General features: G+C 57.7%; 25 protein-coding genes, 1 tRNA gene and 2 pseudogenes. 7 read left to right on the forward strand and 21 right to left on the reverse strand.

Features of this window, described 5'->3' with window-relative positions; genetic code table 11:
* Nucleotides 1-160 precede the first annotated feature (160 nt).
* The 3 genes from EXN22_RS17680 to EXN22_RS17690 all read left to right on the forward strand — a co-directional run bounded on the left by EXN22_RS17680 (nt 161) and on the right by EXN22_RS17690 (nt 2,383).
* On the forward strand, nt 161-1,249 hold the full coding sequence (locus tag EXN22_RS17680) for an asparaginase (protein WP_130265287.1): 1,089 nt from the start codon (nt 161-163) through the stop codon (nt 1,247-1,249).
* A 165-nt stretch (nt 1,250-1,414) separates the two neighbouring features.
* A complete protein-coding gene (locus tag EXN22_RS17685; RefSeq protein ID WP_130265288.1) occupies nt 1,415-1,684 on the forward strand; it encodes a DUF1654 domain-containing protein in 270 nt (89 codons plus the stop codon).
* Nucleotides 1,685-1,690: 6 nt separating this feature from the next.
* Entirely contained in the window at nt 1,691-2,383 is a 693-nt protein-coding gene (locus tag EXN22_RS17690; RefSeq protein WP_130265289.1) for an endonuclease, read from the forward strand.
* A 3-nt stretch (nt 2,384-2,386) separates the two neighbouring features.
* On the opposite strand, the gene EXN22_RS17695 is transcribed toward EXN22_RS17690, so the two are convergent.
* The 4 genes from EXN22_RS17695 to EXN22_RS17710 form a co-directional block, all read right to left on the reverse strand.
* Complete coding sequence (locus EXN22_RS17695; RefSeq protein WP_130265290.1) at nt 2,387-2,812, reverse strand: HD domain-containing protein; 426 nt, start codon at nt 2,810-2,812, stop codon at nt 2,387-2,389.
* A gap of 13 nt (nt 2,813-2,825) precedes the next feature.
* A complete protein-coding gene (locus tag EXN22_RS17700) occupies nt 2,826-3,128 on the reverse strand; it encodes a GNAT family N-acetyltransferase (RefSeq protein WP_130265291.1) in 303 nt (100 codons plus the stop codon).
* Between the two features lie 54 nt (nt 3,129-3,182).
* The gene (locus EXN22_RS17705) at nt 3,183-3,755 is read right to left on the reverse strand and encodes an SPOR domain-containing protein (protein ID WP_130265292.1); all 573 of its coding nucleotides are present in this window, start codon (nt 3,753-3,755) and stop codon (nt 3,183-3,185) included.
* Nucleotides 3,756-3,954: 199 nt separating this feature from the next.
* Nucleotides 3,955-4,031 (reverse strand) — tRNA-Val (locus EXN22_RS17710).
* Nucleotides 4,032-4,586: 555 nt separating this feature from the next.
* Between EXN22_RS17710 and EXN22_RS26540 the strand changes: the two are divergent.
* A pseudogene (locus tag EXN22_RS26540) lies at nt 4,587-4,853 on the forward strand (hypothetical protein).
* Nucleotides 4,854-4,903: 50 nt separating this feature from the next.
* Complete coding sequence (locus EXN22_RS17725) at nt 4,904-5,095, forward strand: AlpA family transcriptional regulator (protein ID WP_325053303.1); 192 nt, start codon at nt 4,904-4,906, stop codon at nt 5,093-5,095.
* Between the two features lie 96 nt (nt 5,096-5,191).
* On the opposite strand, the gene EXN22_RS26545 is transcribed toward EXN22_RS17725, so the two are convergent.
* From EXN22_RS26545 to EXN22_RS26720, 5 genes are all read right to left on the reverse strand, one after another.
* Nucleotides 5,192-5,335, reverse strand: coding sequence for a pyocin activator PrtN family protein (locus EXN22_RS26545; protein WP_325053293.1), 144 nt, complete (start codon nt 5,333-5,335; stop codon nt 5,192-5,194).
* Nucleotides 5,332-5,418, reverse strand: a complete 87-nt coding sequence (locus tag EXN22_RS26550) for a pyocin activator PrtN family protein (RefSeq protein ID WP_325053304.1) — start codon at nt 5,416-5,418, stop codon at nt 5,332-5,334. Before EXN22_RS26550 ends, EXN22_RS26545 begins: the two co-directional genes overlap by 4 nt.
* 22 nt (nt 5,419-5,440) lie before the next feature.
* Nucleotides 5,441-5,758 carry a hypothetical protein gene (locus EXN22_RS17735; protein WP_130265294.1) on the reverse strand — a complete coding sequence of 106 codons (318 nt, stop codon included), beginning with the start codon at nt 5,756-5,758 and terminating at the stop codon, nt 5,441-5,443.
* 78 nt (nt 5,759-5,836) lie between these two features.
* Nucleotides 5,837-6,049, reverse strand: a complete 213-nt coding sequence (locus tag EXN22_RS17740) for a hypothetical protein (protein ID WP_130265295.1) — start codon at nt 6,047-6,049, stop codon at nt 5,837-5,839.
* A gap of 154 nt (nt 6,050-6,203) precedes the next feature.
* A complete protein-coding gene (locus tag EXN22_RS26720) occupies nt 6,204-6,347 on the reverse strand; it encodes a hypothetical protein (RefSeq protein ID WP_407691933.1) in 144 nt (47 codons plus the stop codon).
* Nucleotides 6,348-6,660: 313 nt separating this feature from the next.
* Between EXN22_RS26720 and EXN22_RS17750 the strand changes: the two genes are divergently transcribed.
* A complete protein-coding gene (locus EXN22_RS17750; protein ID WP_130265296.1) occupies nt 6,661-7,209 on the forward strand; it encodes a hypothetical protein in 549 nt (182 codons plus the stop codon).
* Nucleotides 7,210-7,217: 8 nt separating this feature from the next.
* Here EXN22_RS17750 and EXN22_RS26430 read toward each other — a convergent pair.
* The 3 genes and pseudogenes from EXN22_RS26430 to EXN22_RS17760 all read right to left on the reverse strand — a co-directional run.
* A pseudogene (locus EXN22_RS26430) lies at nt 7,218-7,417 on the reverse strand (hypothetical protein); the annotation flags it as partial.
* A gap of 39 nt (nt 7,418-7,456) precedes the next feature.
* A complete protein-coding gene (locus tag EXN22_RS17755; RefSeq protein ID WP_130265297.1) occupies nt 7,457-8,263 on the reverse strand; it encodes a hypothetical protein in 807 nt (268 codons plus the stop codon).
* A 1-nt stretch (nt 8,264) separates the two neighbouring features.
* Nucleotides 8,265-9,038, reverse strand: coding sequence for a hypothetical protein (locus EXN22_RS17760; protein WP_130265298.1), 774 nt, complete (start codon nt 9,036-9,038; stop codon nt 8,265-8,267).
* 93 nt (nt 9,039-9,131) lie between these two features.
* Here EXN22_RS17760 and EXN22_RS17765 point away from each other — a divergent pair, with 93 nt between their 5' ends.
* Nucleotides 9,132-9,536 (forward strand): hypothetical protein, encoded by a 405-nt coding sequence (locus EXN22_RS17765; RefSeq protein ID WP_130265299.1) that lies wholly within the window; start codon nt 9,132-9,134, stop codon nt 9,534-9,536.
* On the opposite strand, the gene EXN22_RS17770 is transcribed toward EXN22_RS17765, so the two are convergent.
* Genes EXN22_RS17770 through EXN22_RS17810 form a run of 9 tightly spaced genes read right to left on the reverse strand, consistent with a single transcriptional unit; the run spans nt 9,533 to nt 18,758 of the window.
* Nucleotides 9,533-10,045 (reverse strand): DUF2514 family protein, encoded by a 513-nt coding sequence (locus EXN22_RS17770; protein WP_130265300.1) that lies wholly within the window; start codon nt 10,043-10,045, stop codon nt 9,533-9,535. The genes EXN22_RS17765 and EXN22_RS17770 overlap by 4 nt on opposite strands.
* Nucleotides 10,042-10,701 carry a glycoside hydrolase family 19 protein gene (locus EXN22_RS17775; protein WP_130265301.1) on the reverse strand — a complete coding sequence of 220 codons (660 nt, stop codon included), beginning with the start codon at nt 10,699-10,701 and terminating at the stop codon, nt 10,042-10,044. The genes EXN22_RS17770 and EXN22_RS17775 overlap by 4 nt, the downstream gene beginning before the upstream one ends.
* Before the next feature lie 43 nt (nt 10,702-10,744).
* Nucleotides 10,745-11,905, reverse strand: coding sequence for a phage tail fiber protein (locus EXN22_RS26435; RefSeq protein WP_233281651.1), 1,161 nt, complete (start codon nt 11,903-11,905; stop codon nt 10,745-10,747).
* Nucleotides 11,906-11,915: 10 nt separating this feature from the next.
* Nucleotides 11,916-12,968 (reverse strand): hypothetical protein, encoded by a 1,053-nt coding sequence (locus EXN22_RS17785; protein ID WP_130266856.1) that lies wholly within the window; start codon nt 12,966-12,968, stop codon nt 11,916-11,918.
* Complete coding sequence (locus EXN22_RS17790; protein ID WP_130265302.1) at nt 12,968-16,438, reverse strand: host specificity protein J; 3,471 nt, start codon at nt 16,436-16,438, stop codon at nt 12,968-12,970. The genes EXN22_RS17785 and EXN22_RS17790 overlap by 1 nt, the downstream gene beginning before the upstream one ends.
* Before the next feature lie 57 nt (nt 16,439-16,495).
* The gene (locus EXN22_RS17795; RefSeq protein WP_130265303.1) at nt 16,496-16,942 is read right to left on the reverse strand and encodes a hypothetical protein; all 447 of its coding nucleotides are present in this window, start codon (nt 16,940-16,942) and stop codon (nt 16,496-16,498) included.
* A gap of 48 nt (nt 16,943-16,990) precedes the next feature.
* Entirely contained in the window at nt 16,991-17,575 is a 585-nt protein-coding gene (locus EXN22_RS17800) for a tail assembly protein (protein ID WP_165392232.1), read from the reverse strand.
* A 52-nt stretch (nt 17,576-17,627) separates the two neighbouring features.
* Entirely contained in the window at nt 17,628-17,972 is a 345-nt protein-coding gene (locus EXN22_RS17805; RefSeq protein WP_130265304.1) for a hypothetical protein, read from the reverse strand.
* Nucleotides 17,973-18,002: 30 nt separating this feature from the next.
* Nucleotides 18,003-18,758 carry a C40 family peptidase gene (locus EXN22_RS17810; RefSeq protein WP_130265305.1) on the reverse strand — a complete coding sequence of 252 codons (756 nt, stop codon included), beginning with the start codon at nt 18,756-18,758 and terminating at the stop codon, nt 18,003-18,005.
* Nucleotide 18,759: the final 1 nt, after the last annotated feature.

Genomic DNA, 18,759 nt, shown 5'->3' on the forward strand with positions numbered 1-18,759 from the left:
ATCCCGAACCAGATGATTCCTTGGCAGCACTTTAGCCGCCCGCTCAGACCCAATAAAATCAAGTGATTGAAGATGAAAACCGACGAACGGCTGTTCTGGTACGGAATCTGCTCCTTATAGCGCGTTACACAGCGAACTCCAGACAGAAGAGAGATCAACGATGAAAGCTGCACTTAATTCCTTCGTTCCGGGCGCTTTGGCCCTGCTGCTGTTAATGCCCGCAGGCGTCAACGCCAAGGAAGTCGAGAACCAACAGAAACTGGCCAACGTGGTGATCCTCGCCACCGGCGGCACCATCGCAGGCGCCGGCGCCAGCACCGCCAACAGCGCCACCTACCAGGCCGCCAAGGTCGGTATCGACAAACTGATCGCCGGTGTTCCGGAACTGGCCACCCTGGCCAATGTGCGCGGCGAGCAAGTGCTGCAGATCGCCTCCGAGAGCATCAGCAACGAAAACCTGCTGCAACTGGGCAAGCGCGTCGCGGAACTGGCCGACAGCAAGGACGTCGACGGCATCGTCATCACCCACGGTACCGACACCCTGGAAGAGACCGCCTACTTCCTCAACCTGGTAGAAAAGACCGACAAGCCAATCGTGGTAGTCGGCTCCATGCGCCCAGGCACCGCCATGTCGGCTGACGGCATGCTCAACCTGTACAATGCCGTAGCCGTGGCCAGCAACAAGGATTCGCGTGGCAAAGGCGTGCTGGTCACCATGAACGACGAGATCCAGTCGGGCCGTGACGTCAGCAAGTCGGTGAACATCAAGACCGAAGCCTTCAAGAGCCAATGGGGCCCGCTGGGCATGGTCGTGGAAGGCAAATCCTACTGGTTCCGCCTGCCGGCCAAGCGCCACACCTTGGACTCGGAATTCGACATCAAGAAAATCAGCAGCCTGCCTGCCGTTGATATCGCCTACGGTTATGGCAACGTCACCGACACCGCCTACAAGGCCCTGGCACAGAACGGCGCCAAGGCAATCATCCACGCCGGTACCGGCAACGGCTCGGTCTCTTCACGTGTAGCACCGACCCTGCAGGAACTGCGCAAGCAAGGCGTGCAGATCATTCGTTCGTCCCACGTCAATGCCGGCGGCTTCGTGCTGCGTAACGCCGAGCAGCCTGACGACAAGAACGACTTCGTCGTCGCCCACGACCTGAACCCGCAAAAAGCCCGGATTCTGGCCATGGTCGCCATGACCAAGACCCAGGACAGCAAAGAGCTGCAGCGGATCTTCTGGGAATACTGATCGAGTTACCCCCAAGCGCTTGCCCGTCCTGTAGGACGGGCAAACCTGCCTCCCTGACCCTTGCAAAAAAAACTTTAAACAAGCCGCAGCAAACCGCGCGGTTTGCGGTCACATGCGCTCTTTCACCGACGAGCTGTTGCGAAATTGCGTACAGTAAAATACTGTATGCGCATACAGCTAAAAAAGGAACGCTTCGTGGCCACCCCTTCCGCCCCTGCCAGCAGTTACCAACAGCTGGGCATCCGCATCCAGAAAATCATCAATTCCCCCACTGCGCAAAAAGCCCGGGCCGCGCTGATCTTCCGCCTGGAGCATGAAACACCCGAAGACTGGGCCACCCTGCTCGACGAAATCGCCGAGAACGACAACGTCACCCTCGCCTACCGCGATGACGGCGGCGTGCAGATTTTCTGGGTAGTGCCGAAGGAAGATTGAAAGCGCATGAGATTTCCGGTTTTTGCAGTAGCTTGTCTGTTGTTCAGTGTCACCACCGCCCACGCCGATGCACCGCGCACCTTCAGCGAAGCCAAGAAGCTCGCCTGGCGCCTGTATGCGCCGCAGTCCACCGAGTTTTACTGCGGCTGCAAGTACAGCGGCAACAAGGTCGACCTGGATGCCTGCGGTTATGTGCCGCGCAAGAATGCCAACCGCGCCGCGCGCATCGAGTGGGAGCATATTGTTCCGGCCTGGCAGATCGGCCACCAGCGCCAATGCTGGCAAAGTGGCGGGCGCAAGAATTGCTCGCGCAATGACAAGGTCTACCAGCGCGCCGAGGCCGACCTGCACAACCTGGTGCCGAGCATCGGCGAGGTCAACGGCGATCGCAGCAACTTCAGTTTCGGCTGGCTGCCCGAGCAGCGCGGGCAATATGGCTCATGCCTGACCCAGGTGGACTTCAAGGCCAAGAAGGTCATGCCGCGGCCGTCCATCCGCGGGATGATCGCGCGCACCTACTTCTATATGAGCAAGCAGTACAACCTCAAGCTGTCCAAACAGGACCGCCAGCTGTACGAAGCCTGGAACAAGACCTACCCGCCGCAGCCGTGGGAGCGCCAGCGCAACCAGCGGGTCGCCTGCGTGATGGGCCATGGCAATGAGTTCGTCGGCCCGGTGAGCCTCAGCGCTTGCGGCTGAGGCTCAGGCCAGCGCCTGCAGGTAGGCGCTGGCCTGCTGGTAACGGGCCAGGCGCGCAAGGTCGGCCGGGCCCGGGATGGCGATACGCGACAGGTCGCTGTTGTCGGCAAGGTCGGCCAGCTTGACCACCCGTGCCAGCGGGTCATGGCCCAGGCGCACGACAAAGTCCTGGTAGCTTTCGTCATCGCGCCGGCTCAGCGCCAGCACTGCCGCCAGGATCTTCAGGGCGAAGCCTTCGCGGGCAAGGTCGGAGAGGGTCAGCGGCGAGTCCTCGAGCACATCATGCAGCACCGCGACGATGCGCTGCTCTGGCGTCGAAACCCGGAGCATCACCCGCAACGGGTGCAGTATGTACGCCGCCCCGCCCTTGTCGTGCTGCCCCTCATGCGCCCTTGCCGCCACCGCAATGGCCCGCTCCAGCGTCGACATATGGCCCTCCCGCTCAGCGTTGGCGCCGTCGCAGACGCGCCATGCTGTAGACATCGATCAACTCACCGTCACGCATAGCATAGTCAATCAATTGACCTTCAACCGTGAAACCAAAGCGCTTGTACAAGGCCAGCGCCGGTTGATTGTCGGTGTACACCGTCAGCTCGACCCGCTGCAGGCCCATCCAGTTATCGGCCACCTCCAGTATCTGCAGCACCTGACGCGCCACCCGCGGGTCGTTGTACAGCACAGTCAGGCTCTCGACATGCTGTTCGGTACAGCGTTGCAGGGTAATGGCAGCGGATGAATCACTCATGACGGCTCTCCTTGCGTATGAGCCGCCAGTGTACGAGGTAGCCGAAGGCGCTGACTAGCGCGGGGCGTCGTGCTGGATAACGATCGAATCGGTGCCCAGGCGGGCCATGACGTCGGCTTGTTGCGCCTCGGCTTGCGCCCTGTCGGGATAAGGGCCGAGCAGCACCACCGGCTTGCCGTTGCGGTAGACCACCGAGGACGGGATCTGCTTCTCGATCAGGCGCGCAGTCATGTCGCTGAGGGCGCCCATGTTCGCGCCCTGGACAATCTCCACATCCCAGCCTTCAGGGGCAGGTTTGTCAGCCGCAGCATCGGCGGCGCGCTGCAGGTCGGCGCCACCGCAAAGTTCGCGGATTTCCAGGATCGTGCTGCTGTCGGCAACAAGAATTTCGAAGCCGCCCGTGGGCTGCTTGACGGCCGCGTAGCTGCGGTAGGGCTGGAATGTGCCGGCATCATCTTTGCCACGCACCTGGCCACAGATGATGCCATCCGGGTCGAGTCGCACGTTGGCGAACTTGGCTGTCTTGGGATTCTGCAGGTGTTCGGCCACCTGCTGGTGCACGCCTTCGACTTCGTTTTCGCAACCGGCCAGAGCCAGCACCGCCATTACCACCGCCACTTTGCGCACGCGTATTATCTCCTGAATGCAAGCGGCGGATTTTAGCATTCTTGGTAGGAGCGGGCTTGCCCCGCGATGCAATGTGACTGACAGAATGCTATCGCGGGGCAAGTCGAATCGTCGCACCGCCGCTCCCACATCCGCAATGCAAAAAGGGCGATCCTTGCGGATCGCCCTTTTTGGTACCACACAGCAGTGTGGATTTGTTTGGTAGGCACAATTGGATTCGAACCAACGACCCCCACCATGTCAAGGTGGTGCTCTAACCAACTGAGCTATGTGCCTGCTGTGGGGCGCATAATACGCAGGTATGTAACCTTCGTAAAGCGAAATTTCATAAAAAAATCAGCAGCTTTGCTTTACCGGCAAAAGTGCCCGCAAACAAAAAAGGCGACCCTCGCGGATCGCCTTTTTGTGTACCGCCAGCAGGGGCGGATTTGATTTGGTAGGCACAATTGGATTCGAACCAACGACCCCCACCATGTCAAGGTGGCAATTGGTAAGCACATAACCGATTGATATCAATAAAAAAACTGGCAAAGCACAACCCATCTAAAAATGCTGATTCAGGCTAAATTAATCAATAACTTAGCAAGGGGTTTTGCAAAAAAATCAGCGCCTTGATGTGTTTGAAATAAAAAACAGCTTGCCACCAGAGGCCCCCTGCTCAGACAGAAATGACACCGCCGTTTCCAGCAACCGCTCGAATCCAATTCGCTGCCGCCGATCAGCCAGCAACCCCGTACCGTCACCTCTGAGGCTGTCTACCTTGCACAGCCCGGCGGTTGCAGCTAAGTTGATCCTCTACCACACTGAATTTGAGTTTTTCCGCCAGTAGCCATGCCAGCGGGGTGCCCGGCTACGGAGCCTGAAATCATCCACATACCTGAACTGGCCAAGCTACTCGGCCGTTCCGAATCCGCCATACGGAGCGCCATGCAGACCCGAGCGGCATGGCTGCCACCGTCCTTCAAACAGGGACAGCGGATCTGTTGGCGGCTTGAATCTGTTAGGTTGTTTCTCAAAGAATGGGAGTAAAGCGGCGGGCAGCGATCGAAGCCTGGGCGCAAGCGGAAACAACCGCCCACGCTTACTAGGGTCAAGTAGTCAATCGTAATTCGGAGGTCTGCATGATTTCAGCTGCGACTGATCGCTTCATGCGGCTTAATGAAGTTATAGCCGTCACGGGGTTGGGAAGGAACACCATATACACCCGAATGCGCGAAGGTACCTTCCCACAACAGGTTCACTTGGGGCCGCATTCCGTTGCCTGGCTTCAGTCGAGCATTTCGGAATGGATGACATCCGTCGTGGATGGCGCTTCGTCAGTCAACAAGAACTCCCTGTAAATCCAGGGTTATTATGATTCCGGTCGCTGCGGGAATCATCATGATCACGCCCCGCGCTTCGCTGCACGAATGTAAAAGGCCCCGCGGCGACCTTCCTCATATCCCTTTTAGAGCTTCCGCTCGACGCGAATCAATGTGTTCGGCCAGATCAGCCACATACACACCGTGAGCTGACTTCTGCCTTCGCTCCATCGCAATGAGCGGTAGCCGTATCTCGCCCCGAGCAATTTTCAGCTTCATTTCTCAGGACTTAGATGGGGAAAGTAGTCCGCGCAGACCTTGTCCAGCGGAATTACTGCTAGGGCATCGTACTGAGCTAGCAAAAGGGACTCTTTTCTCCTGAGCTCACCTCCTGCGTTTCACAAGCTCTAACGCCTTCTGGAATTCAGACCTGGACTGCTCGGCTCGTTTCTCTTCGGCTCGCTTACGCGCACTTGCTGACAAGCCAGTGCGGCCAACCCCCTTGTCGATAGCATTTTCAGCTATGTAACTGTCAGCCCACTCATCGAGCTCATACCTATCGAAACCCACACCTTGAGCACCGATCGGGAACTCCTTTACGAAAGGCCGTACGGTTTTGTTGAACTCAGCTTTACACATCCCCAGATAACTCGGGGCCAACCGCCATCTCAAAATACGCGGCGGGATCTGCTGGTCCTTCATGATCGTCACTCCCCAGGGCCTGGAAACGTAAGTTCGTTTTAGCGAATACAGACAGAAAGGGATAGAGCATCCCATCAGTTACGTCAGGTGAGACGCTCCAATTTCAAGAAAAGACCACACCCTGACCGACTCAGCCAACTCCAGTATGTCCAGCAGGTAGCCTTCGTCGATTTCCTGCTGCCAGTGCGCGGCATAGGCCATCTCGCTGAGCACTGCCGCGCGGCCATCCGGGTCTTCAACGACCTGATCATCCAGTTCGACCACCCAGGCCTGCGGAAGGTCAGTTGCCATACTGGCCTACCGCCCTGCATCACCACGACTGCGCGTAGAAAGCGCCATCCACTTCTTCGATCCCGGTCAGGTTCATTCCGACCTGGGCCATGCCGGTGATCTTCACGTCGAGCAGCCGCGGGAAAGCGTCAGGGCCTGGCCCTGAACTGAAGATTCAGGCGCTGATTGTCGAACACCCCAAGCTGTCGCTATGGCACTCGCTGATCTGGATGTCGTCGGCCAGCGGCTGCATCTTCCGCAGCTGATCAGCCGGAATGGCAACGCCCAGCTTTCGCCGGCGCAGGATGAGGAAGCGCATGCTGGTCACCACTGTACAAAAAAACAGCATTCTATGGATTTGCCGGGGCCGGGTAATTACCGATCAGCTGCTAATCAGGCCGGCTTCTGGGTGCCCCTCATTGCCGAATGCCCGCTGTTGGAATTCGCACGTTCGCTATTACTGGCTCAAGATATGGCAAGCTATTATAGAGCCGCTAACAGTTTATGGCATCTCGTGCCTGGTCAGCCTGAAGGGTGGCACAGGCGGTGTATACTAAATTTCTTTATACCTTAAACATTGAGGTGAAAAAATGCCTTCCGCGTCCGAAAGAGATATCACCAGAAGTGCTTTGATGGCCAATGCGTTCAAATTAGTTGCAGAATCACTTATCAATGAGTCCGATAGAGGGACAATTGTTTTAGCAACTGCCTGGCTAGACGAGTCTCTAACTAAAGTTCTTACTAAATACATGAGGCCAGCAGGGAAAACGGACGACCTGCTGAATCCAGGAAAGCCGATAGGGGACTTTGGCACAAAAATAATGCTCGCCGAAAGACTGGGACTCGTTGCCCCGAACCTCCTAAAGTCCCTGAACCGCTGTCGAAAATTGAGAAACGATTTCGCGCATATCGCGAGTGAGCTGACATTCGAAACCCCATCAGTTCGAGACCGTATTCAATTGATTCTGGACGAAAATGAGGATCTACTTATAGTAATGGGCGATACTCTTAGAGATGCAGGAATGGAATTTGAGAATGGCAACGATCCTTTGATTCTCAAGCACATACTCGACAGACTTGGTTCCAAGCCCCTCTTTCAATATGCATGTGCATTCTTGAATTCGGCTCTTGCCTTGATTGAATTCGATATCGAACCAGTCGAGCCGCAGTTTCATTTTTAGCGAGCTACTTAAAAGCAGGCCTCATTTGAGGCTAGCAATTGCTTTTCATAACCAATTCGCTGCCTGCGCTCAGCCAGCAACGTCAGCACCTTCACCTCGAGACTGTCGGTCTTGCGCAGGCCGGCTCCGTCCGAGACGGGACACCCACCAATGGCCCGCGGCACGACATCTGTTCTGGCGTCTCGACACGTACAGCGCAAATTGCCGGTCAACCTGTCCCGCGCAGTCTCATCAAGACTTTAGTCCTCTATTTTACAGAGCTTGGCCAAGGCCACACTTCATCGAGATAAGAGTTATAGAAACTTATTGTTACCGAGCCACCAAAGTCGCAGGAGGCAGAAGTAACAATGGTTAGACTTTTAGGTCTGGGGAAGCCTGGACCGATAGGAATTCTACCAGGCGCTCTTGGGGACCCATCAATCGGTTCGGTCGCATAGACCTTGATGCCTTTTGAATCCCAGCCTTTAAGCTCAGTATAAACCGGGCTTCCAGAAGTACCAATTAAGGTGACTTCTCCAAGCCCTAAGTAACCCTGAACATTCTCTAGATTTTTGCCGAAAGTCAATTTTGACTTAATGCCGAGTTCAAGCTTAAGAAAGCAATCATCTATTGCAGTACACACGGCCATACGCGCGACCCCCTCTACCACACCACTAGCCTTGGTGAATGGAAAGTTAAGCGTAATAGAGCCTTGACCAGAAGGTGATATCAGAAGATTTTCAAGGTTATGGCTATACACTCCAGAGATAGAAGCAATAACTAAGGGACTTCCAGTGAAATTATTAACCCTCAATACTAGTGGATTAAGTTGTTGCCGCTCTCCTTCCTCGCGCCTACTTCTGATGGTTGAGAATATAGTTTGTAAATTTGAGCCAATACCCAAAAACAGCGAAGCCAGATCAAACCCCCCAAACCCAATGCCTCTCTCTTGGTTGCTTCGTTGCGTTTTCAAGTACGCCCGATGGTGCGCTACAAGAGCTCTTTGCTTATCATCGCCTTCAATACAATAAACGGCTGATGGTGCTTCTCCCATTGAGTCCTTCAAGTTAGACATACTATGCCTCTCCATCCATGATTGTAATACTTGCCCCGAATTGATTGTTTTTCCCAGAAACAATTATCCTGTACAGAAACGGTAGAATGGCTATTGCTATGTTATGGAATTTCCGATCACCACTGGTGTTCTTTATTTCTGCCAGCCTCAGCTCTACAGGTGGGGTATTAGCATTTTGAGCCGACCTAACGAACTCGCCCCTCATCACGAACTTGTCGTAGCAGCTGTTGTTTTTTTCATAGCGCAGCACTTCTAAGATTGTTGGTTCGAAGCAGCACTCTCTTTGATCAAAGCTGTACGGCACTTTGCCTTTAAGCGTTAGTGAGTAGTGATTCTCTTCTATGTCATTGAACAGAGCGAAGCCAACTTCTAGCTCTCGAAATTGAGCAAGATCTTCTTTGAAGGTAAGTGTTAGAGCGCCTGTATCGCCAGGATTTAGGGCGAAAAACGTATCTTGTGGTTTTATGTCGACGTGGCTGGTATTTATTCTGTACATATAGACGGAGAAGCTCGATGTATTACTGAAATTAATCGATACTGTGTTTTCTCCCGAGGGACTTGCCGGCTCACCATTAAGATTTGCGCCCACAACCCCTGCCAGCGCTGAAAAAGTCCCCATTACAGCATTACTATCACCAACAACATCCGATGCCGAATACCTCGTGGCTTCATTTTTTCTGAACAACTCAGTAATTCTTTTTTGAGATTCTTGAGCTGTGTACATATGCAGAATACCATTGCTTTCTTCGCGATATTTATATTTATTTCCTTCCATAGAAACCGTCTCCTGACTTGTCGATAGGCAAGTCAAAGGCTAGTAGCTATTTTTTTGGTGTCAAAATATCAGCATCACAGTACTGGCGTTCCGGTGTCTGCTACTGAAATCCCAACAGCTCATCACCCTGAACGGGAAAAAATTGCCATAGCCCGATTGCTGCATATCCAAACAGTACTGATGGATGGCACCCTGATCATCGAAGACGACGGTTTTGCGCTGGGCATGCCCACGCCTGCTCAAATGTTGCGCCAGCACGCTCGCCTGGTTGAGGTCGAGTGTGAACAGCTACGGTATGAGCTCGAGCGAGCCCGGGAGAACATTGAGAAGCTGGTCGCCATCCATCAGGACCAGGCCGCCGAGATCACCAAGCTGAATGCCAGGATCGAGCGCATGACTTGGGAGCTGTCCGACGCCCTGGTGGAAAACACCGAACTGAAGAATCGACACATTGGGGGCTGCCCTGACACCTGGGGCGCAATGCCGCCTAAGGGCTAGGGTCGAGTCGTACCCAGCGCAGTATAGGACGCCTCGCACGCCAGCCCAGCTATTCGGGCTCGGTCATACGCTTTCGCCAGCTCTCCCGCTCGAGCATCAGACCGTGAGAGCAGGTCGGAGAGCACCATGGCGGCGCGGGTGGCTGCCTGGCTTCGGGCGGCAGCGGCGGTATCTGCGTCGCACTTGCCCGCGACGGCGGCATATCGGGCAGCTTCGTCGCGCATCCGCTGACCAGCAGCATCGGCACCATCAGCGCCAGCAGCTGCAATCTGTTCTTGTTCCCGGGCATTCGCTCTCGCCTCTTCCTGTGCCGCTGCGCGGCGTTGCTCTTCTTTCCGCGCCTTGGACTCTTCCAGCGCCCAAGCCTGCTGATCGCCTGCATCACGGACAGCCCAGCGCGCCTGCCACTCGGCCTCCATGGTCGAGCGGCCGTGCTGGTAGGTGCCCCAGAATGCCCAGGCTATAAGCGCCAGCGACACTGCCGCACCGATCGTGCGCGCGCTGATCACGCCAACACCTTCAAAGCACGGTCATGCAGCGCCTTTCGCTCAGCGGCGCCGTGCGGCACCCGGCCAGGTTTGCCGGTGTTGATCACGCTGCCGATGTCCTGGAAGCGGCCGGCGTCGGCCAGGTCGTTCAGGCCGTGAGTCGACCACCACCAGGCGGCGGACATCGCGGCGTGCTCCGGCTGCTCGAGCAGTTCGGGATGTTGGACCAGGTCCAGGCCCAAGGCGGCGCCGCACGGGATGTGATTCGCCAGGCCGGTAATCTGGATCAGGCCACGGCCGCGGTACAACCAACCATCACCGGGCTTCTTGTTGCCGAGGCTCTTCGCGCCCCACGCGCCACCGTAGATACAGTTGGCGATGGCCTGTTGATTTGCTGGGCGCCCGGCGGTACGACCGTAGGCCTTGGCATCGACCTCGCTGATGCGATCGCGGCTGAACTTCGCCTGCAGGGCCTCGGTACTGTAATTCAGGTTCTCCACCAGGTTGCGCAGCTGGCCCGACTCATGCCCGATCTGAGCCAGGAACGCAGCTGTGCGCACCGGGCTGTCGATCTTGTAGCGCGCCATGGCCCGGCCCAGTGCAGGCAAAAAAATGCCCGCGACTGGGCGGGCGTTGGGGAGGATCTGCAGCAACTGCTGCTCGGTCAAAGGGGGCATTCACTTTCTCCAGGCAAAAATAAACCCGCTCGGTGGCGGGTGGTCAGGGCTCAGTTCTTGGAATGGCCGGCGGTGTCGGCGGCGGCATGTCCAGGCGGACGTCGATCCAGCTGTTCAGGGGGACATCCAAAGGCACACCCTTGCTCAACAGCAGTTCGCCGTCATCGGTGAGCGTCCAGCGCTGCTTGAACAGGCGAACCGTAACGGCGCCATCGTCGCTCTGCTCGCTCTCGGTGATACCCAGCGGCCTGCCGCCATCCGGTGAGCATGGGTCCTGTGTGCGCCACCCTTCGACAGCCAGGCCCAGGCTTCCAGCGATGCGATACTCACCCAGCGCCAAACGCTCAACCTGAACGCCGCGGGCCTCGTCATTGGCCACGCCCCAGGCGCCAGCACCCTGGAAGGTTTGCTCCTGCAGGTCGCGGCGCTCGCTGTCGGATACGTTCGCGATGCGCACAATCGGCGACGCCGCAGACAGCGCGCCACCGGAGCCGCGGGTTGTGTTGCCGGTGTGGTATAGCTCAGCCCAGGCAGAGGCTACCGACTGGTCCTTCATGATCGAGCGGAAAAAGGCTCGGTTCGAGCTGACAGCAATACCGAACTGAGTCTGCCAGCGGTTGTCGACACCCCAGTCGCTGGAAAGCATGTTGAATGCGGTCACCGGGGTGTTGACGTTGGAGTTGAAGCCGTAGAACCCCGACTGCCTGGCGGAGTTGGCGTTGCCATCCACAACAGAGGCTCCGCCGACGCCGAGCGCGCCCACCTCCAGCAGGTTGCCGCCAGCGGTCCCCACTGCTCGCGTGGCGGCCGCTCCCAATCCCAGAGCGCCACGTGCCGCAGCCGGCGTTGTAGCACCGGTACCACCCTTCAGGACGGGCACGACATTCTCGGTTGCCACAGCGCCGAGGCTCGCAAGTGTGCTCCCCCACTGGTCAACAATCTGCCGCAGGCGGTCCACTGCCTCTTTGACATAGCCCTGCATGGGGGCCAGGCCGTACACACCGCCAGAGACGGTCGCCCCCTGATACGCCGGGAGGATGCCCAGCACCGCAGCACTGGCAATGTTGGCCACCTCGTACCAGCGCCCGTCAGGTCCCTGGAACGCATCGCCCACCCGGGCATTCAGAGAGAAGCTAGTGTTCGAGCCGGTCACTGTATTCTGGCCGGTCGTGATCGCGACCGTGCCCTGTCTGTACCACGGCATGCATTACTCCTTATATTAAACTTGGCCTACCGGCGAACAATGTCCGGCCGTTTGGGTAAACCGCACTTATGCCGCTTGGGTTGTCAGTCCATGCCTGCAATATGCTTCGATTCCCCTTGAACCAACCGGCGGCGTTGAATCTATATGGGCTTGATGTGCCGAAATTGATATAGACGCATGACAACAGCGCGTTCGCCAAAAAGTAGTCACTGAAGTTGTTTGTCCACGCCATCTGTGAGCTGGCGTAGTAATAGCCAGTACCAGGAATGGAAGTCCCGCCCGCAGCAAATGAGTTTGAAAAGGGCTGACTTTTCATTTGCGCAATGTCGTTTGTGGTCGAGAAGATCTCAACGCCCTGGGCATCACGCACCCTCGCCCCGTGTGAGCCTTGCGGTATTACTCCGGGGGAGTAGCTTGCGACAAACCAATTAACGACAACTTGCTCTTTCCAGTCTATGCCTGTGTAGTTCGGGTTATCGAACCTACCCACCCTCCACCCCGTCCAGTTACCAGGGCTTCCGAGGACGGAAAAGTAATAGAAGAAGCCACCATCCGGAGTGTTTAGAAAAACGAAAGGCCGCTCGTGCGTGGTGATCGGTACAGGGAAGTCGAAGCCGTTGATCCAGCCCGGCGGGGTTGGATTTTGATATCCGTAGAACGTAAAGCTGCCCTTGTGCAGAACATTCAGCGCCCGATTCGACGAGTCAATCTGCGTACGGATGAGGTCGTTGGTGGTTCGAATTCCGTAGGCATCAGCGGCAGTAGGCCCGGCATCGGTAGACAAGATCGAGACTTGCCAAGTACTGCTTTCACCACGCCTGATCAACAGATTCCCTGGCGAGTACCAGGCCTGAGGCGACCAGGTGGTATTGGTCGAATCAAACCTGAGCGTGTCGACTACAACGAATGAGCCCGCCGTGATCTCGGGAATCGCGAAGTTCTGCTCGAAGCTCCCGTTGCAGGTTACTTGCCGCATCGTCAACGAGCGGATTGTCGAGATCGATGTGTCAAGGGTAGTGACCCCCGACGCGTTTCTGGTCCTGAATCCATATTGCACCGCCATCAAGCCAGCCTCCCGACTGCCGTCCTTTCGACACCGTTCGCGTCGTACGTGTAGATGCCGCCGTTGTTGATGATCGTCTGACCATTGGCGTCCTGGCCGCGTACAGTGAACATGCCACTGACCATGTTCAGCTCGATCAGCGGCAAGCCCTGAGCGTTGACCGCCTGCGACCGGAGCGTCATACCCAGCACGATCTGCTGGATGAACGCCTGGTTAATGAGCGCCTGATTGATGAATACCTGCCCGCCCTGCACCACGAACGGGGAAGACAGCGCACCGTTGATGCCATTCACCACAGCGAAGCGGTCGGCACTGACCAGGAGCTGACTTTGCAGGCCCCCTGGACCGTTCTCGATGCCGAGACCAATGCTGGCTGCCACATACTGGCCCTGGGCATTGAGCTGCATCTTCACGGCCCACATCGTGCTCATCTTCCCTTCGGCCGTCACCTGCGCCTGGCTGATTGTCTGCACGGCTGCATTGGTGCTACCCAGCGATGCCTCAAGGGTTTCCGTCTTGCGCACAAGCGCCTCATCGCGGGAGGCGCTGGCTTTGACTTCAGCTGCAAAGGCTGCCGTCGAATCCCACTGATTCAACGCTCCAGCAAGGTCGCCCTCGGCATCGTCATCACGCGAGGAAGCGCGCAGCGCCTGCAGGCTCTCGGCCGTGGCCGTGACCTTGCCGTCCACTTCGGTGATGTTGGTTTTGTTGGTGGCCACCTGCTGGGCCAGGCCGTTGATGGACTCAACAGATTGACCCACATCGGTCCATAGCGCCGGATTGGGCGGCGCGTTGCCGCCTGCTGGGTCAGCTGGGATAGCCTGCTTGGCCTGGTAGATCCTGCCGTCAACCACGACCATCTGGTCTTTGCTGTAAGGCTCTTCAGGGTTGTAGACCTTCAACCCATCCAGGGCGTCGATCTGGTCCTGCAGCCCGTCGATCTTCTTGACCAGCTCCTGGCCGAGCTCGCTCTCGGTGATCTGGCCGGCGATCATGTCGAGGATCGGAGACGCGTCCGTGCTGGCAATCCCCCGTACCGCATTCGGCGCCACCGGGAACCAAGGACCTATGTTGCCGGTGCGGTCCACCAGGCGCGCCCAGAAGAAGAATGCAGCACCAGCGGCCAGCCCCTGCAGCTTGAAGTCTCGCTGTGGGTAGGCCAGGTCGGTGAGTTTGGTCGCCTGGGCCAGGTCGGTGTTGGGGCTGTACCAGATCTCCGTTCGCTGGGTGTCCTCGGCGCCAGGAGGAAAGCCCCACTTAAGGCCAATGGCGAACAGTTCGCTAGTGGCGGTGAGGGATGTCACCGCCGGCGGCAAACCGGCCTTTCCCTTCAGCTCAGTGAGGCTGGAACTCTTCCAAGTCGACGAGATATCGAACGCACTCACCGCCCGCACCCGAGCCAGGTAGGCCCCGGCGTAGATCCCGGTCACATCGACCGAGGTCGCGCCTGTGCGCTGCAGCTTGATCCAGTTGCCATTATCCTTGCGCCACTCCACGTCATAGGCCACGGCGCCGTTCACGGCCGGCCAGGCGATGGTCATGGTGTTGACCGCGATGCCCTGGTCCACGGCGTAGTTCGAGGTCAGGGTTACGCTCGCGGGCGGCGGAACGGTCGTCACCGGGATGACGCTGATCGGCCGCTCCTCAAGCTTGGCGCCGGTATCGATGGCGGCAAACTTGCTGGGGTTGAACTCTAGGGCGGTGAACTCGTACTCGCCCTCAGTGGTGCGCACGCGCTTCAACACACGGAACAGCTGGACAGCCAGGTCCTCGTAGTCGATCGCCCACTGCAGCTCACGCTCCGGCTGCAGCGCGTAGACGGTGGTCACCGTAACGTCTCGCCCGTTCACCGACTGCACAGTCCTGCCCTGGGCGGTACCGTTGGGCAGGTTGATGATCAGTCGATCGCCAGTCTTGATCGGTGTGTCCCGGTCCAGGGTTATCACCCGACCAATCGCCGCCGAGATGCGCCCGCCGTTCGGGCGGCCCGCGACCAATTCGTCAGCCACCGGGATGACGAAGCCCGGCAGCACGTTCGCCCCTTCCATGCCCGTCTTGAACGAGACGGTGCGATCCTGGCTGTTGCTCAACAGTGCCCACTTGCCGCGGCGCTGGGCCTCACTGGCACGCGTGCAGCCGATGGCCGAGATTTCAATGGGCCGATCACGGAACCGGCGTTGCAGCGCAATGTCGGTTACCGGAATCGCGTCGGTGTCGTAGTTGTTGGCCGGGTTGTCGTAGCTCACCAATGCGCGGCTGTAGTGCGTGTCGCGACCGGCGCCACCATAGACGAAATCGCCGTCGATGACGTTCGACCTGGTGAAGACGTAGTCGATGTCCTGCGCACGCGGCATGTCGGCCTGCATATACAGCGAGCCCTGAGCCCAGTAGACCATGCCCCTGTAAATTGCCGAAAGATCGCGCAGGAGCGTCCAAGCCTCGGCCTTGCCCTGCAAGTTCAGGTCACACAGGTAGCGTGGCTCCTGGCCGCCCACACCGTCTGGCACGAGCTGGTCGCAGTACTGCGAGATACGGTACATCTCCCATTTGTCGACCATCCAGGGCTGGATGCGCTTCCCTAGGCCGAACCGGTCGTTGACGCACAGGCCATAAGTTGCCCAAACCGGATTGTTGGTCCAAGCCTGCTTGAATGTGCCATCCCACACGCCGGTATAGGTGCGTGTCACGGGGTCGTAGTTGCTCGGCACAGGCCAGCGCTGCGCCTTGCAGTTGACCGTTACCGCTGGGATATTATGGAACTGCTCGGCATTGAACTCGATGTAAAGCAGCGCGGTGTTCGGGTAGCGCAGCTTCTGGTCGATGATCTCGGTGTAACCCGCGATCAGCATCTGGTCCGCAATCGTGCCGCTGTTGGCGTTTGGCGTGATGCGGCGAATCCGGAAGGCCCACCCGGAGGTGGCTGGCGGCAGACTGACGGGCTCCGATCGCTGGTAGCCATTGGTGGTTTTGCCGTCCACGGCGCCACGAAGAGACTCGACGAACGCCCCACCGTCAGTAGCAACGTCGATGGCGTATTCGATGCGATAGCCGTTTGTGCCGTTTTCGTCCTGGCTGGCAAGACGGGGCCAGGAGAACCGCACGCGGAACCTGGAGAGCTGGAGATTGCTCAGGGTGCGAGTGAAGGGCGTGTCGCTGCGCAGCTCGACGTTTACTGTCGTCTCGTTCTCGATCGCCGGAATACCCTGAATGTAGTCCTGTTCGATCGAGCCTGAGCGCCACTCCCACTTGACACCCGGGAAGTTCACGTTGCCGCTGGCATCCACGATCGGCGTGTTATCCAGATAGATATCGCGGTCCGTAGGAGTGTCGTCGAACTCGCCCTCGCCCACCGCCAGCAGGATCTTGGCGATGTTCGTCGACTGCAGGCTATCCGGTGCTTCAACCGGACTTTTCGGCTTCTTCTCGCCACTCTTGGCGCCGGTAATTTCTGACTGAAGTGCTACGCCCATACTTTCCTCCAGGCAACAAAAAACCGCCCGGAGGCGGTTTTCTGAAGCACAATTTTATCAGTTATGAAGCGAGATTTTTATCTTGCTCTTCGAAATTCCATACCTAACGTGAAGCGCCTGTTCAGCCTCTTCGATTGTCAGGTACACCGGCAATTCATCAGGCCGGGTGATCGCGCACCTATCACGTACAATTTCTTCGAGCTCCCCTTCATTGGCTGGGTTGATCAAGATCACGCGATCGGAGCCCCCGCCCAAATCCATTTGAAATGAATCCACCTCATAGATTGCGCCGAAGCTTACCCGCCAACTGGCGGCCTTCTTCCCTGGAGTAACCGAGATGCTGGAGACCTTCGCCAAAAATTTTGGTTTATTTCCAATTTTAGCCACGAAGTAGCAGAACCTATGCACATCAACATTATTAACTGGCTCAGCAAATGTGAACCCCCAGTCAAGGCGCACAGCATCAAGCTCTTCAATTCTGAAATTAACTATTACACCTATCACGGCTGCCTCCATTCAATTGACGCGGGAGCCAGGATGTTACGACAGACGCTAAAGCTTGTCCTCCGCGTAGATCGAGGCGGAGATAATCGCTCCGCCCCAGCGGCGCTTGCCGATGCAGATCGGGACAGGATTGCCACTGGTAGTGGTGTTTTTAGCGCTGCCGAAGGCGTAGGACGGCAGGTTTTCTGGAGCGCCGCTTTGCGAAAGACCTTTGGCCTGGGGGCTGAGCATCTGAATTACCCCGCCCGCAACCATAGCCACCCCGACAGGCGCCAAGGCTGGAAACCAGATACTGGCGACTAAAATGACCGCGCCGACGATGGTTTGGAGGATGCCGCCACGCTTGCTACCCCCAACAACTGGGACGATCCGAATCTCCCTGGTACCGGCCCGGTCAAACCCCTTGGCCCCGGTGTTTTTCCCATTCCGAAAGATCGCAAACCTCATTCCCAGACCGTCGAGCCTCCGAATCTCCTCTTCGAACCCTTCAAGGGTGCACTTCAAGGCCTTGAAGACCTCCCACGATTGGCCAGAGTCAAGCAGGCGTCGGTGCAGGCGCCCGAATTTCCTAGCCAGTGAGCCGGACAACTTGATGGTGGTCATGGATTCATGGTGAGCTGCAGTCGCTGCCATACTTTTCTCCAGGCAATAAAAAACCGCCCAGAGGCGGTTGTAGAAAGCTCTTTTAGAGGCAGGATCGAACGGCTGACTCTATTCCGCTGCGACCAGGCATTGCAGACCACGCCATTCGCTGCCGAAGGGTGACCGAGCTACCCGAAGCAATTTTTCTGATATCCAGCAGTTCATCGGCCATATTGTTACTCGCCACCCACAGTCGATAGTCATCCTCTGTTTCCGCCATCGAGGCATCCGTGCGAGACGCCTGCCATTTGGGGAAAACGCAAAGCGCGTATCGTTTTGGATCTTTCGAAGTGCTGGCTGCAATGCTTGGCTTGTTCTGCTCTAGGTCAGCCGTAGATACACACCCCGCCAGCATTACAAGCCCCACAGCTACCACCAGAATTCGCATGTCATCCCTCCTTTGAAAGGGCTGAATGTATCACCTCGCAGCGCGGTGGCGCAGCACGAGCCGAGTTCGGTCGAGCCAAGGCCCACCAAACACGATAATTTCTGATGGTCTGCCGTACAGGTGGTGTAGCAGGAATGGACCCTGGCCGAACACCTGGACCTGCTCGCCAGGTAGTTGCGGGTCGGCGCCGAGGTAGATCCCGGCATGGTTCGGGTGCGCCGTACGCCCCACCTCCATGACGATCATGTCGCCGCGCTGTGGCCGGTCGACCTGATAGAAGCCTGCCGCCTCATAGGCCTGCTCGTACAGGCTGGGCCCGGCGGCCTGCTCCCACCAACCGTCCTCACGGGCGTAGACCGGGAACTCCAGCCTCCACTCACGCTGATACCAGTCCGCGCAGGCCTGCCAGCAGTCCCAGGCGCCGTGCACGAATGGCCGGCCCAGCAGCGGCGCGCTGCCGTTTGGGGTGATGGTGCGCAGATCGCCTTCAGGCCAGGACAGGATGTGCCAGGGCAGTGCCGTGGCTTCGCACATGGCCAGGTCACGCGGTGACGGCCTGCTGGTGGCGTCGGGGTGCGAGTGCACAATGCCGATCACCTCGCCCCGGTCTTCCGCTGCGGCGTATTCCTCTGGGGCAATCCGGAACTCTTCGCTCGGGTCGCTCGCAGTGTTGGTACACGACACATAGATCTGCTTGCGACCTATAGCCAGGATCAGCCCGCAGCACTCGCGCGGGTACTCAGTTGCCGCGTGCGCTTGCACGGTGGCCAGGATGTGTTTGCGCATG

The sequence above is a fragment of the Pseudomonas tructae genome (assembly GCF_004214895.1).
GTDB lineage: Bacteria > Pseudomonadota > Gammaproteobacteria > Pseudomonadales > Pseudomonadaceae > Aquipseudomonas > Aquipseudomonas tructae.

What these genes read in the sequence shown, in the direction of transcription:
- EXN22_RS17735 (WP_130265294.1), bottom strand. Translation starts at nt 5,758, where the DNA reads ATGAAGGACCAGCAGATCCCGCCGCGTATTTTGAGATGGCGGTTGGCC.
- EXN22_RS17755 (WP_130265297.1), bottom strand. Translation starts at nt 8,263, where the DNA reads ATGTCTAACTTGAAGGACTCAATGGGAGAAGCACCATCAGCCGTTTAT.
- EXN22_RS26545 (WP_325053293.1), bottom strand. Translation starts at nt 5,335, where the DNA reads ATGAAGCTGAAAATTGCTCGGGGCGAGATACGGCTACCGCTCATTGCG.
- EXN22_RS26720 (WP_407691933.1), bottom strand. Translation starts at nt 6,347, where the DNA reads ATGCGCTTCCTCATCCTGCGCCGGCGAAAGCTGGGCGTTGCCATTCCG.
- EXN22_RS17760 (WP_130265298.1), bottom strand. Translation starts at nt 9,038, where the DNA reads ATGGAAGGAAATAAATATAAATATCGCGAAGAAAGCAATGGTATTCTG.
- EXN22_RS17695 (WP_130265290.1), bottom strand. Translation starts at nt 2,812, where the DNA reads ATGTCGACGCTGGAGCGGGCCATTGCGGTGGCGGCAAGGGCGCATGAG.
- EXN22_RS17700 (WP_130265291.1), bottom strand. Translation starts at nt 3,128, where the DNA reads ATGAGTGATTCATCCGCTGCCATTACCCTGCAACGCTGTACCGAACAG.
- EXN22_RS17810 (WP_130265305.1), bottom strand. Translation starts at nt 18,758, where the DNA reads ATGCGCAAACACATCCTGGCCACCGTGCAAGCGCACGCGGCAACTGAG.
- EXN22_RS17690 (WP_130265289.1), top strand. Translation starts at nt 1,691, where the DNA reads ATGAGATTTCCGGTTTTTGCAGTAGCTTGTCTGTTGTTCAGTGTCACC.
- EXN22_RS26435 (WP_233281651.1), bottom strand. Translation starts at nt 11,905, where the DNA reads ATGCCGTGGTACAGACAGGGCACGGTCGCGATCACGACCGGCCAGAAT.
- EXN22_RS17685 (WP_130265288.1), top strand. Translation starts at nt 1,415, where the DNA reads ATGCGCATACAGCTAAAAAAGGAACGCTTCGTGGCCACCCCTTCCGCC.
- EXN22_RS17805 (WP_130265304.1), bottom strand. Translation starts at nt 17,972, where the DNA reads ATGCGAATTCTGGTGGTAGCTGTGGGGCTTGTAATGCTGGCGGGGTGT.
- EXN22_RS17775 (WP_130265301.1), bottom strand. Translation starts at nt 10,701, where the DNA reads ATGCCCCCTTTGACCGAGCAGCAGTTGCTGCAGATCCTCCCCAACGCC.
- EXN22_RS17740 (WP_130265295.1), bottom strand. Translation starts at nt 6,049, where the DNA reads ATGGCAACTGACCTTCCGCAGGCCTGGGTGGTCGAACTGGATGATCAG.
- EXN22_RS17785 (WP_130266856.1), bottom strand. Translation starts at nt 12,968, where the DNA reads ATGGCGGTGCAATATGGATTCAGGACCAGAAACGCGTCGGGGGTCACT.
- EXN22_RS17800 (WP_165392232.1), bottom strand. Translation starts at nt 17,575, where the DNA reads ATGGCAGCGACTGCAGCTCACCATGAATCCATGACCACCATCAAGTTG.
- EXN22_RS17680 (WP_130265287.1), top strand. Translation starts at nt 161, where the DNA reads ATGAAAGCTGCACTTAATTCCTTCGTTCCGGGCGCTTTGGCCCTGCTG.
- EXN22_RS17750 (WP_130265296.1), top strand. Translation starts at nt 6,661, where the DNA reads ATGGCCAATGCGTTCAAATTAGTTGCAGAATCACTTATCAATGAGTCC.
- EXN22_RS17790 (WP_130265302.1), bottom strand. Translation starts at nt 16,438, where the DNA reads ATGGGCGTAGCACTTCAGTCAGAAATTACCGGCGCCAAGAGTGGCGAG.
- EXN22_RS17725 (WP_325053303.1), top strand. Translation starts at nt 4,904, where the DNA reads ATGCGGCTTAATGAAGTTATAGCCGTCACGGGGTTGGGAAGGAACACC.